The sequence below is a fragment of the Streptomyces endocoffeicus genome (genome assembly GCF_016741935.1).
GTDB lineage: Bacteria > Actinomycetota > Actinomycetes > Streptomycetales > Streptomycetaceae > Streptomyces > Streptomyces endocoffeicus.
Window position 1 is genome coordinate 1 of record NZ_JAERRG010000079.1, and the last position, 12092, is coordinate 12092.

The following is a 12092-nucleotide window of genomic DNA, read 5'->3' on the forward strand; positions in this document are numbered from 1 at the left end:
GTACTCCAGCAGCGTTTCGCTATCTGGCCTGGTCAGAGGCGTCGTCCGGAGTGTCGTCGGCTGGTGGCGGGTCTGGGGCCGTCTTGCCGGACCGCCCCTGCAACGAGTGGAGTCGTCGGCGGTAGTGGCAGTGACGGGCGACGACTTGGCGTCTGCGGCGCCAGCGTGACCAGTTCAGCATGTGCGCGCGAAGCGACCGGCCGGCTCGGTGTTTGTCGGCGAGGCGAGGCGCCAGGAGCCGCCGGACTTCTGCCACGGTGGGCGGAGCCAGGGTGCCGGAAGCGTTTCTGCATCCCCCTTTGCGGCCGCGTCGGCCGCCATGACCGCGAGGTAGGCATGGGCGAGCATGGCCAGGGTGATGTGCCGGTACCAGCCGATGTAACGGCGGACCTCGTACTGGTCCAGGCCGCACTCGTTCTTCGCGGCCTGGAAGCACTCCTCGATCTGCCAGCGCATGCCGGCGATCCGCACCAGGTCGGCCACCACGGTCTCCCGTGGGGCGTAGGCGAGGAAGTAGGCGAGTTCCTCGGGCTTTCTGAGGCTGCGGCGGGCCAGTGCCCACCGCCGACGGACGGGGACCTCGCCCTGATAGTCGAACTCGGCCACCGTGGGCAGTTCCAGTGCCGCCCAATGGTAGAGCCGCGGCCCCTTGGCCCCGTCGCCGCACGAGATCGGCTCCCATGCCTCGTCCGGGGCCTGGGCGAAGAGGTGGTCGACGCGCGGGCCGAAAACCTGCTGCGATTTGGGCACCGCGAGCACGTAGCCGAGACCGGACTGCTCCAGCAGACGGCGGAAGCGTCCCTCCTGCCCGTAGGCGGCGTCCGCGGCCACCCAGGCGAGGGGGAGATCGGAGGCCAAGACACGGAGTACGAGGCGCTTGGCCAGCTCTCCCTTGGTGGCGAAGCCGCGTTCGTCGGGGACCTTCGCCGCCCGGCAGCGCTCGCGGTCCTCCGTCCACGACCTGGGCAAGTACAGCTCCCGGTCCACCAACGCGCGGCCGGTGCTGGTGGCGTAGGCGGCGAAGACACCTATCTGGCAGTTCTCGGTGCGGCCGGCGGTGCCGGAGTATTGGCGCTGCACTCCGGCCGAGGTGGTGCCCTTCTTGATGAAGCCGCGGTGTCATCGATGACGAGCACCCCGCCGTCATCGCCGAGGTGCTTGGCGACGTATGACTGCAGGTCGTCGCGGACGTCGTCGGTGTCCCAGGTTGCTGGGTACGCAGGTCGCGGCATGGCGCCGCCTGAGCAGGTCGCGATGCCGGCGCAGGACCGTGTCGGGGCGGACCAACAGCAAAAGGTGCCGCGGTCTGTCTTTGGGGAGGTGGTAGAGCAGGCCGGCGAGGATGGCACGGTCGGTGTCGGTGAAGGTCGGCTTACCGACCCGGCGTTGGAGGACCGGCAGTTGGTGCCGGAGTACGAGGACCTCGACGTCCTTCTCCCTGTCGCTCATCGGGCAGGAGCCGTAGGAACGCCAGGGCGTTGGTTGCGGCGAGGTAGGCCAGACGCAGCAGCACGACAGATCATGATGCCGCCGGGGCCCTGCGTAGATGAAGACCCCGGGGTGAACATCAAGGAGCGCCGAAGAGCCGTGATCAGGCCCTCGACCTGCGTGGATGATCTATCGGCACTCGTAGAGCTCCGACGGCTTGGCCATAGGGTTGCCGCCGCTACGATACGGCGTGTCCTGCGCCGTTCCGGTCTACCGCCCGCGCCGCAGCGCGCAAGTCAGCAGACCTGGCGCTCCTTCGTCCGTTCACAGGCCCACACGCTGCTCGCCTGTGACTTCATGCATGTGGAGACCGTCTTCCTCAAGCGTGTTTATGTCTTCTCCGTCATGGAGGTCGCCACCCGGCGCGTCCATGTCCTGGGTGTCACCGCCCACCCGAGCGGCGCATGGGTCACCCAACTCGCCCGCAACCTGGTCATGGACCTCGGGGAGAGAGCTGGGTGCTTCCGGTTCCTCATCCGGGACCGGGACAGCAAGTTCATTGCCGCGTTCGACGCCGTCTTCGCCGGTAATGACACAGCCGTAATCCCGACGCCACCGCAAAGCCCCCGGTCCAACGCGTTCGCCGAACGATGGATACGCACAGCCCGCGGCGAATGCACCGACCGGCTCCTCATCACTGGCGAACGACACCTGCGTACGGTCCTCACCGTATACGCCGAGCACTACAACGCCGGCCGAGCCCACCACAGCCTGGGCCTACGTGCCCCAGTCGACGAGCCGAACTCATCCCCCTACCTGCTGGCGCAGTCAGACGCCGACAGGTACTTGGTGGACTGCTCAACGAGTACCACACCACGCCACTCCGACTGCCTCACCATCTACAGGGAAGGCCCAGTTCAGCAGCCTGATCGGAATATTGACACCCTCCAGGCCAGGGAACTTCCGCATGTCTGGAGCAAACCGGTCGCGCGCGGAAGGTTCAGGTCACGCCCGCAATCCGTCCACCGCCGTGTCGATCGCCGTCAGCGCCGAGCTCTGGTCGAGCCCCGCCCTCGATACGAGTGACAGGCCCTGGACGATGTAGAGCAGGAGCTGCGCCTGGGCCTCGGGGGAGGAGTTGGTCGTGACCTCTCCGGCGGCCTGTGCGCGGCGGAGTGCGCCGGCGACGATGTCGGTGAAGCGGTGGTACGAGCGGGTGACGATCTCCGTGGCTTCGCTGTCCTGGGGGACGAGTTCGGCGGTCGTGTTGCCGACCAGGCAGCCCTGCGGCACGCCCCTGTCGGAGATCAGCTCGTCCAGTCGCGCCGGATGGGTCAGGATCTCGCGCAGGGCGGGCAGCACCGGGGCGGTGTCGAGCGCGGCGGTCAGGTGCCGCTCGTACACCTCCCAGTAGAGCCTGACGGCGTCCAGGTAGAAGCGGCGCTTGTCGCCGAAGGCGCCGTAGAGGCTGCCACGCTCGACGGCCAGCGCTTCGACCAGGTCCTGGATCGACGTCGCCCCGTATCCCCGGGACCAGAACAGTTCGAGTGCGCGCTCCAGCGTCTGTTCCTTGTTGAACTCGCGGGGGCGTCCGGTTCGTGCCATGCGTCCAAGACTACGACTTCTTGACTCGACGTTCAAAAAGTCGTAGCTTCCGTTGCGACACTTCTTGAACGAACGCACAGAAGTCGGTCACTCACTGACCGGCCCGAAGGGCGAAACAATGGAATTTGCGGGCAAGACGGCGCTCGTCGCCGGGTCCGGCGCGATCGGCGGACTCGGGCACGCGACGACCAGGGTGCTGGCCGCGGGCGGAGCCGACCTGATCCTGACCGGCACCGATCCGCGGCGCGGCACCCAGGTCGTGGAAGACCTCCGCGCGGCCGATGGCGAGCCCACCGGGGCGGTGCGCTTCGTTGCGGCCGACGTGTCCGACCCGGCGAGCGTGCGGCAACTGGCCGAGGAGGCCGGAGCCGTCGACATCCTGATCAACAACGCGAGCGTGATGACGTTCTCCCCGACCACCGGGCAGGGCCTCGCGGGCTACGACGCCGCCTTTGCGGTCAACGTGCGTGCCCCGTTCCTGCTCACCGCCCTGCTCGCGGAGAAGATGGCCGCGGGCGGCGGCGGCAGCATCGTCAACGTCAGCTCCACCGCGGCCGGCCTCGGCATGCCGGGCATGGCCGTCTACGGCGCCACCAAGGCGGCGCTCGAATCGCTGACCCGCACTTGGGCGGCGGAGTTCGCCGAGTCGAACGTGCGGGTCAACGCCGTCTCCCCGGGCCCGATGCGCACATCGAAGGTGGTCGCGGCGATGGGCCCGGACATGGGCGGCATGGGCCTGACCACCGCGCTCAAGCGCACCTCCGACCCGGCCGAGGTGGCCCACGTGATCGCCTTTCTCGCCAGTGGCCGGGCCAGTTACATGACCGGGGCGATCGTCGCCACCGACGGTGGCCGCACCGCAATCTGAGGAGAGGCGGAACAATGGATCGTCTTGTGGGAAAGCACGCACTGATCACTGGGGGAACGAGCGGCATCGGTCTGGAGGCGGCCCGCGAGTTCCTCGCCGAGGGAGCGACCGTCGCCATCACCGGCCGGTCACAGGAGAAGCTCGACGAGGCAGCCCGGCAGTTGGAGGGCCCGTTGCTGACCATCGCCAGCGACGCCGGCGACGTGCCCGGCCAGGCGGCGCTCGCTGCGCGGCTGCGGCAGGAGTGGCCGAAGCTCGACATCCTGATGAGCAACGCTGCCGACATCACCCACCTCCCCGTCGAGGCATGGACCGAGGAGGCGTTCGACAGGCTCCTCGCGACCAATCTCAAGTCGCCGTTCTTCCTGATCAAGGACCTGCTGCCGCTCTTCTCGCAGCAGTCCTCGGTCATCCTCGTCGGCTCGGTCTCCGCGTACATCGGACACGAGAACGCGACGGTCTACGGCGCGGCCAAGGCGGGCCTGCTCTCCTACACGCGCGGGCTGACCTATGAGCTGAAGGACCGGGGCATCCGCGTCAACGGACTGAGCCCGGGCCCGACGATCACCAACGCGTTCGCGCCCCTCGGCCCCGAGCGCCAAGCAGCCCTCTACGAGGAACTCCGGCAGACCGTGCCTCTCCATCGCCTGGGAACCGCTACCGAGCTGGCGAAGGCGGCGGTCTATCTCGCCTCGGACGAGTCCGCCTATACCGCGGGGACCGTGCTGCGCGTTGACGGGGGCATCGGGCAGCTCGCGTACTAACAGGATAAACCGGCCTGCCTGGTGCCACCGGCCGTCAGCATTATGCGTCGCTGAACGCCAATCACTGTTCCAACGTTCCCCCGGACCGGTCACGCCGCCGTGACGAGTTCGGCGGGCCGGGGCGGTGCTGCGGTGGGGTGGAAGGGGCCGCGGGCGAGGCGGCGTGTCATGAGCGTGATGACCGCGAGATTCACCATCGCCTCGGCGTGGGCGGGTCTGCGTTCGTAGTCTCTGACCAGGCGTCTGGCGTGCTGCAACCACGCGAGTGATCTCTCCACGATCCACCGTTTTGACAGCAGGACGAACCCTTGCGGTCCTTGGCACCGTCAGGTTCAACGTGGTGCCCGCCCAGGTGACCAGGGTGCCGGCGTAGGCACGGTCGGCCCACACGATCGTGATCTCCGGGTGTGTGCGCCGCAGCCGGGTCAGCATAGTCCGGGCGGCCTGGGTGTCGTCGGTTCCTCATCCGTGACCGGGACAGCGAGTTCACCGCCGCATTCGACGCCGTCTTCGCCGGCAACGGCATAGCCGTCATTCCGACGCCGCAGAGCCCCCTGGTCAAACGCGTTCGCCGAACGATGGATACGCACAGCCCGCGCCGAATGCACCGACCGAATCCTCATCACCGGCGAACGACACCTCCGTGCCGTCCTCACCACGTACGCCGAGCACTACAACACCGGACGGGCCCACCGCAGCCTCGACCTACGCGCCCCGGACGACCACCCGAGCGTCATCCCCCTGCCCGCTGCCGTAGTCAGACGGTGACAGCTACTCGGCGGCCTGCTCAACGAGTTCCACTCCAACGATATCTCCATCCACGGTGGACCGCGGCATGCCCTTGGTTCCTCCGGGCCGTCCAGGGCTGCGGATCCCTGGACGGCCCGGCGAGCGCAGGGGTGTCAGCCGACAGTGGTGCTGGGCTTGCCGTCCCATGCCACCGGCAGGCTGGCCGGTCGGATGAAGGCCACGTCGGACTCATGCGGGATGTCGCGTTCGTTCATCCCGAGGATGAGACTCGGGAAGCGGTCGAAGCAGGATGCGTGAGCAGTTGCGCGCGTCCCAGGCGGATCAGAGGTCGGCACCCTACGCCAAATGCGGGTAGTCGGTATAGCCACGGTGGTCACCGCCGTAGAAGGTGGTGCTGTCGGGCTGGTTGAGCGGGGCGCCGGTCTGCCACCGCTGTACCAGGTCGGGGTTGGCGATGAAGGCACGCCCGACCGCGACAAGGTCGGCCTGTCCGGTGGTGACCAGTTCCTGTGCGGCGGTGACGTCGGTGACGGGGTCCCAGCCGTTGCTGACGATGTGGGAGCCGCCGAAGCGCTCTGCGAGGTCGGTGAGCAGCGGGGAGGCGGGGTCGCCGATGGCGTGCAGGTAGGCCAGGCCCATCCCGGACAGCGCGTCGACGAGGGTGCGGTACGTGGCCGCGGTGAGGTGGGGGTCGGTCTCCAGCGCGCCGTGGAGGTTGATGGCGGGGGAGATGCGGATGCCGACGCGTTCGCTGCCGATGGCGTCGCTGACGACCTGTGCCACTTCGATGACGAAGCGGGCACGGGCTTGGGGGGAACCGCCGTAGTGGTCGGTGCGCTGGTTGGTGGAGGGAGCGAGGAATTGGTGCAGGAGGTAGCCATTGGCGCTGTGCAGTTCGATGCCGTCCAGGCCGGCGGCAATGGCGGCAGTGGCGGCGCGGGTGAATTCGTCGATGACGGCAGGAATGTCCTCGGTGGCCAGGGCGCGCGGGGTGGGGTGGGGCTGGGGGCCGGCCGGGGTGAACATCTCGCCCGGTGCGGCGATGGCGCTGGGGGCGATGGTTTCGGCCTGGTGCTTGTTGTCGGGGTGGGAGATGCGTCCGGCGTGCATGAGCTGGGCCACGATTCGGCCACCTGCCTGGTGCACGCCGGCGGCGAGGGTGCGCCAGGCTTCGATCTGTTCGCTGGTGTGCAGGCCGGGCGAGTTCATATAGCCCTGTCCGACTTCGCTGGGCTGCACCCCCTCGGTGACGATCAGCCCGGCGGTGGCCCGCTGAGTGTAGTAGGTCGCCATGAGGCTGGTGGGGACACCGTCGGGGGTGGCCCGGTTGCGGGTCATGGGGGCCATGACGATGCGGTTGTTCAGCGTCCACTTGCCTACCGTGACGGGCGCGAAGAGGTCAGTCATGAAGGTAACTCCTGAAGCGGGGTTGTGCAGTGTGCGTGGGGTGCGGAAGGTCAGGCGAGGCGGCGTACGGCAACGACCGTGTCGGTGACGGTCGCGGTCTGACCACCGGGGCCGGTGGCCACCCGCTGCGGGGTGGCCAGGCGCTGGGGTGTCCACCGCGCCGTGTCGAGGGCGAGTTCGCCGTAGATGTCTTCCGGGCTGGGGAAGCGGGTGTCGGGATCGGTGTTCCAGGCCCAGGGGCGTACCGAGCCGTGGTCGACGATCAGGAGGATCCCGCCGGGAGTGAGCGCGTGTGCGGCGCGGCGCAGGACGCTGGCACGCGGGAAGGCGTAGGGGGTCTGCAGATACTGGGCCGAGATGAGGTCGAAAGTGCCGGAGGGGAAGGTCTCCGCCAGGTCGTGCTGTTCGGTGCGCACACTGCTCTCGAGGCCGTTTCGGGCGGCGAGCCGGCTGGTGCGCTGAAGGGCGGTGGGGGCGATATCGACGGCGGTGACGTGCCATTCGTGGGTGGCGAGCCAGAGGGTGTCTCCGCCTTCGCCGCAGCCCAGGTCGAGGGCGTGGCCGGGTGTGAGGTGCCGGGCCGTCTCGGCGAGCAGAGGATTCGCGGTGTCCTTCCAGACGCTGCCCTTGCCGCGGTAGAGCTGCTCCCAGAAGCTGGCAGCATCGTTGGCGGCATGGATTTCGGGGATGCACTCGTCCATCGCGTGTGTCTCTCCTTCGGATAACTTCGGGGCGGATTGGGGCCGGGGCTCGGGTGAGCTCAGTGGCCCGGGTCGGGTGCGGCCGCGTCGCCGGCCGTGCTCTTGGGCGTCTTCACCAGGGCGAGTAGTGCGACAACGGCGGCGGCCAGGAGAGCGCCCGCCACGATGAACGCGATGCGGTAGCCGTGGAGGTAGGCCTCCAACTGCACGGCCTGGGGGGCCTGCCCGGGGCTTTCGCCGCGGGAGTTGAGGTAGCCGGTGACGGCGGAGACGTAGAGGGTGTTGAGCAGGGCGGGGCCCAGGGCGGCGCCGATCTGCTGGCTGGTGCTCAGGGCGGCGCTGGCGACACCGGCGTCGTGTGGATCAACGCCGGACAGGGCCACGTTGGGGCCGGCCAGGAAGAACAGGCCGACGCCGACACTGACGAGGATCTGGGTCGGGAGGACTTCGCCCGCGTAGCCGGACGCGGTGTCGAGTCGGGTGAGCCAGAACAGTCCCACCGTGGCCAGCGTGCTTCCTGCCGCCATCAGGGTCTTGGGGCCGAGGCGGGTGACCAGCGGGGCACTGAGGGTGGTGGTGGCGATGATGCCGACGCTGAAGGGCAGGAAGGCGCATCCGGCCTGCAGGGGTGTGTAGTGGAGGTTGACCTGCAGGAAGTAGGTCATGAAGAGGTTCATGCCGAACATGCCGGCACCGATGAGGAGGTTGGCCAGGAACACGCCGGCACGGGAGCGGTCGAGGATCACACGCAGCGGGAGGAGCGGGTGGGCGCTGCGGTGCTCGACCACGACGAACGCAGTCAGAAGAACCACAGCGGCGGCCAGGAGCAGCAGTGTTGCCGGGGCGGTCCAGCCAACGCCGTCGGCGGCCCGGGCGAAGCCGTAGACGAGGGCGACGAGTCCGCCGGTCACCAGCACGGCTCCGGGGACGTCGTAGTGACGGTCACCCGCGGCGCGGCTTTCACGGATGTAGGGGAGGGTGGCGAGGGCCGCAGCCAGGGCGATGGGGACGTTGATGTACATGCACCAGCGCCAGCCCGCGTATTGCGTCAGCACACCGCCGAGCAGCAGCCCGACGGCACCGCCCCCGCCCTGGAACGCGCCGAAGACACCGAAAGCCTTCGCGCGTTCCTTGGGGTCGGTGAAGGCCACGGTGATCAGGGAGAGAGCGGCCGGGGCCAGGAGGGCGGCGAAGGTTCCCTGCAGGGCGCGGGCTGCGAACAGCATGCTCGGGTTGAGAGCGAGGCCGCCGAGCATGGAGGCGGCGGCGAAGCCGAGCAGGCCGATGAGGAGGATCTTCTTGCGGCCGGCGAAGTCGGCGATGCGGCCGCCGAGCAGGAGCAGGCCGCCGGAGGCCAGTGCGTAGGCGGTGATCATCCACTGGCGGCCGGCGTCACTCATGCCGAGATCGCTCTGGGCCTGGGGCAGAGCGATGTTCACGATGGACACGTCGAGGACGACCATCAGGGTCGCCACGGATGCCACGATGAGCGTCATCCACCGATGGGGGTCGGGCGCGGTGGGGTCGGGCGGCCTATGGGCGCGGCGGGCGGGGCTGGTCATTGAAATCTCTCCTGAGCCGGAACCGAACATGGGGCGACGAGACGGCGTGCGCCGTTGCATGGCCAGGAGGCTGAAACAAGTCGTGCCGAAGGTGCAAACTCTCATGCTCTTTTGGCAAGATGGATGTCATGGCGAATATCAATCGGGTCCTGACGGCGATCGGACCGAGACTGCGGGCGCTGCGCTTGCAGCGCGGTATCACGCTGGCCGCCCTCTCTCAGACCACAGGGATCTCCGAAAGCACGCTCTCCCGGTTGGAGAGCGGCGGCCGCAAAGCGAACCTGGAGCTCCTGCTCCCCCTGGCCCACGTCTACCAGGTCCCCCTGGACGAGTTGGTCGGGGCGCCCGAGACAGGCGATCCGCGCGTGCATCTGCGGCCCGTCACCCGCGACGGCATGACCTATGTGCCACTGAGCCGCCGCCCCGGCGGGCTGCACGCCCACAAACTCGTCATCAGCCCCAGCAGTGGCGAGCCTGAGCTGAACATCCACGAGGGCTACGAGTGGATCTACGTGCTGGACGGCCGGCTGCGCCTGCTCCTCGGCGAGCGCTCCCTGCTCCTCACGCCAGGTGAAGTGGCGGAATTCGACACCCATGTGCCGCACTGGCTAGGCGCCGACGACGATCAGCCGGTGGAGCTGTTGGTCATCTTCGGCAAGCAGGGCGAGCGGGCCCACCTCAGGGCCCGCCCAACCTGACCGCATCGCGGTCACCCCGTACCGGGCAGCAGGGAGTCGAGGCCATGCCGCCGTTCGCCCAGCACATGCTCGGTGACCTGCGCCTCGATTGCGGCACTGAAGTCCTCACGCGGGGCAGCGCGCCGGCGTACAAGGGCCTCGTCAGTGTCGGCGTTGACGAGGTCGGCGTTGATGGCCGCCGCGGCCGTCGCACCGCCGGCCTGCGCCTGGACGAGCCCGGCCATCACATCGGCAACATTGCCGGCCACCCAGACGCCGGGGACATCCGTTGCGCCGACGGCATCGGATGGCACATAGGTGCCGACGCCCATTGGGTGCGGCGCCGGGCCTACGCCGAGGCCGGCCAGGACTTCGCCCTGCACGAGAAACTGCGGGGCCACCGCCAGAGAATGCACGGGGACCACCAGCTTCGAGGAGAGCCGGACGCCTCGGAGCGTGTCGTCCACGACCTCCAGGCCGGTCACCTCTCCCTGCACAACCTCGATGCCACGGGCCGCCAAACGCTCCCAATGCTCCTCTTCAGGCTCCGGCCCCGCGTGCAGGAAGAGCGTCACCAGGCTGGACCACTGGCGAAACAACAGCGCCTGATGCACTGAGGCTGCACTTGAGCTGAGCACGCCGATCGGCGTGTCCCGCACTTCCCACCCATGGCAGTAGGGACAGTGCAGCACGTCTCTTCCCCACCGCTCGCGTAGCCCCGGCACTTGCGGCAACTCGTCCACCAGGCCCGTGGTCACCAGCAGCCGCCGGGCCCGGAAGCTTGCACCGCTCTGCGTGCCGACGACGAAGAGCCCTTCCACGCGCGTGGCGTGCGTGGCACGGTCGGAGAGCACCTGCCCGCCATACCGGCTCACCTCGGCCCGCCCAGCACGCAGCAGGTCCAGCGGCGCCACCCCGTCACGTGAAAGCAGGCCGTGAGCCGCAGCGGCGAGGGCGTTGCGGGGCTCCCCCGCATCCAGCACCAGCACCGAACGTCGGGCCCGCGACAGGGTCAGCGCCCCTGACAGACCGGCCACACCGCCGCCAATCACGACTACATCGAAAACGCCAGAATCCAGTTTGTCGTTCATGCGGCACACGGTGCGGCGCTCCGGCAGAGGAAGCAATCCCTCTTGCCGATCTGGCAAGGCAAGAGCCATCTTTCGCGTTTATATATATTCAGCCAGCGCGGCTGCCCTTGCCGGAAACCTCGTCCGTGCAGGTCACGCTGCACGTTGGTATTCGTGGAGGATGTCGCCGAGGCGATCGTGTCGGCGTATGCCGAGGCGCGCTAACGCGTCGGGATCGTCGATCGGCGGGGGCACGAGGCGGAGCGGTCTGACGTTTGCGATGCCCTGGTGCGGGCGGTGTGTGTTGTAGAACTGCTCGAACTCGCGCAGGGTGTGGAGGAGGCCTGCGTCCTTGAGGACGGCATCGAAGAGGTCGGGGAACTTCCCGTCTCTGTCCCGGATCACGAATTGTGCCCGGAAGCCGAGGTCTTCGAGGTCCATGACGAGGTTCTTCGCCGCTTGTGCTACCCAGGATGCGGTGGGATGTGTGGTGGCGCCCAGGATGTGGATCGGGCGATTGCCGTGTTCGATCACCATGAGCACGTACATCCGTATCCCCGACAGGGTGACTGTTTCCATGAAGTCGCGGCCAGCAGGACATCAGCCCGGGAGCGATGGAAGTCGGCCCAGGTACTGGAGTTCCGCTCAGGCGCAGGGTCGATGCCTGCCTCCTTGAGGATTTCCCAGACGGTGGACGCGCTTACCTTCACCCCGAGCACGAGCAGCTCGCCGTGCAGGCGTCGGTACCCTCAGCTGGGGTTCTTTTTCGCCAGGCGCAGCACCAGGATGCGGATGGAGCGTACGGTGTGCGGTCGTCTCAGGCGTTTGGGCCGGCAGGAGGCGGCATGACGGCGTTTGACGAGGTTGCGGTGCCAGCGCAGTACCGTGTCGGGGCGGACGAGTAGCCGTACTCTTCGCAGGACGTGCGGTGGCAGCCGGTGCAGCAGCGCCGCCAGGAATGCTCGATCGCTGGGCGTGAACCGGATCTTGTCCTTGCCGAGTTGGCGTTCCAGCACGGTGATCTGGTGGCGCAGGGCGAGGATCTCCGCGTCCTTGTCCCGGTCGGTCAGCGGCAGCAGGCGAAGCGTTGCGAACACGTTTGTCACACCGAGGTAAGCCAGCCGCAGCAGCACGATCGATCATCATGACGCGCTGACGGCAGCAGCGCGAGAGCGCCGACTCGAGCGACTGCGGCCAGATTTCGGGAAACCCAATGCACCGGCCCTCATCAGGGCGGATGAGATTTCCGGCAAGGGCAGT

12 protein-coding genes and 2 pseudogenes are annotated in these 12092 nt (G+C 68.2%); 5 read left to right on the forward strand and 9 right to left on the reverse strand.

The window, feature by feature from the left end; genetic code table 11:
- Positions 1 to 174: 174 nt before the first annotated feature.
- Together JK364_RS53395 and JK364_RS57920 are read right to left on the reverse strand one after the other, a co-directional pair.
- A pseudogene (locus JK364_RS53395) lies at positions 175 to 1211 on the reverse strand (IS701 family transposase); the annotation flags it as partial.
- A 541-nt stretch (positions 1212 to 1752) separates the two neighbouring features.
- Positions 1753 to 2196 (reverse strand): hypothetical protein, encoded by a 444-nt coding sequence (locus JK364_RS57920; protein ID WP_307841715.1) that lies wholly within the window; start codon positions 2194 to 2196, stop codon positions 1753 to 1755.
- Between JK364_RS57920 and JK364_RS56685 the strand changes: the two genes are divergently transcribed.
- Positions 2083 to 2514: a hypothetical protein gene (locus tag JK364_RS56685; protein WP_307841714.1), complete on the forward strand. Its 432-nt coding sequence runs from the start codon at positions 2083 to 2085 to the stop codon at positions 2512 to 2514. The two genes, JK364_RS57920 and JK364_RS56685, sit on opposite strands and share 114 nt — an antisense overlap.
- On the opposite strand, the gene JK364_RS53405 is transcribed toward JK364_RS56685, so the two are convergent.
- Positions 2434 to 3033, reverse strand: a complete 600-nt coding sequence (locus JK364_RS53405; RefSeq protein WP_201858718.1) for a TetR/AcrR family transcriptional regulator — start codon at positions 3031 to 3033, stop codon at positions 2434 to 2436. The genes JK364_RS56685 and JK364_RS53405 overlap by 81 nt on opposite strands.
- A gap of 118 nt (positions 3034 to 3151) precedes the next feature.
- On the opposite strand from JK364_RS53405, the gene JK364_RS53410 reads away from it, so the two are divergent.
- Positions 3152 to 3901: an SDR family NAD(P)-dependent oxidoreductase gene (locus JK364_RS53410; RefSeq protein ID WP_201858719.1), complete on the forward strand. Its 750-nt coding sequence runs from the start codon at positions 3152 to 3154 to the stop codon at positions 3899 to 3901.
- 14 nt (positions 3902 to 3915) lie between these two features.
- A complete protein-coding gene (locus JK364_RS53415; protein WP_201858720.1) occupies positions 3916 to 4665 on the forward strand; it encodes an SDR family oxidoreductase in 750 nt (249 codons plus the stop codon).
- Positions 4666 to 4754: 89 nt separating this feature from the next.
- Here the strand turns inward: JK364_RS53415 and JK364_RS58390 are convergent, their stop codons facing one another.
- Positions 4755 to 4922, reverse strand: coding sequence for a hypothetical protein (locus JK364_RS58390; protein WP_372462106.1), 168 nt, complete (start codon positions 4920 to 4922; stop codon positions 4755 to 4757).
- 325 nt (positions 4923 to 5247) lie between these two features.
- Here JK364_RS58390 and JK364_RS58395 point away from each other — a divergent pair, with 325 nt between their 5' ends.
- A complete protein-coding gene (locus JK364_RS58395) occupies positions 5248 to 5433 on the forward strand; it encodes an integrase core domain-containing protein (RefSeq protein WP_372462108.1) in 186 nt (61 codons plus the stop codon).
- A 318-nt stretch (positions 5434 to 5751) separates the two neighbouring features.
- Here the strand turns inward: JK364_RS58395 and JK364_RS53430 are convergent, their stop codons facing one another.
- From JK364_RS53430 to JK364_RS53440, 3 genes are read right to left on the reverse strand one after another with little or no spacing between them, the layout of a single operon-like run.
- Positions 5752 to 6822 (reverse strand): alkene reductase, encoded by a 1071-nt coding sequence (locus tag JK364_RS53430; protein ID WP_201858722.1) that lies wholly within the window; start codon positions 6820 to 6822, stop codon positions 5752 to 5754.
- A 50-nt stretch (positions 6823 to 6872) separates the two neighbouring features.
- A complete protein-coding gene (locus JK364_RS53435; protein ID WP_201858723.1) occupies positions 6873 to 7523 on the reverse strand; it encodes an SAM-dependent methyltransferase in 651 nt (216 codons plus the stop codon).
- Between the two features lie 59 nt (positions 7524 to 7582).
- Positions 7583 to 9085, reverse strand: coding sequence for an MFS transporter (locus tag JK364_RS53440; protein WP_230993937.1), 1503 nt, complete (start codon positions 9083 to 9085; stop codon positions 7583 to 7585).
- Between the two features lie 128 nt (positions 9086 to 9213).
- Between JK364_RS53440 and JK364_RS53445 the strand changes: the two genes are divergently transcribed.
- A complete protein-coding gene (locus tag JK364_RS53445; protein WP_201858725.1) occupies positions 9214 to 9783 on the forward strand; it encodes a cupin domain-containing protein in 570 nt (189 codons plus the stop codon).
- A gap of 11 nt (positions 9784 to 9794) precedes the next feature.
- On the opposite strand, the gene JK364_RS53450 is transcribed toward JK364_RS53445, so the two are convergent.
- Entirely contained in the window at positions 9795 to 10853 is a 1059-nt protein-coding gene (locus JK364_RS53450; RefSeq protein ID WP_201858726.1) for an NAD(P)/FAD-dependent oxidoreductase, read from the reverse strand.
- 132 nt (positions 10854 to 10985) lie between these two features.
- Positions 10986 to 11965 (reverse strand): annotated as a pseudogene (locus JK364_RS53455) (helix-turn-helix domain-containing protein).
- Positions 11966 to 12092: the final 127 nt, after the last annotated feature.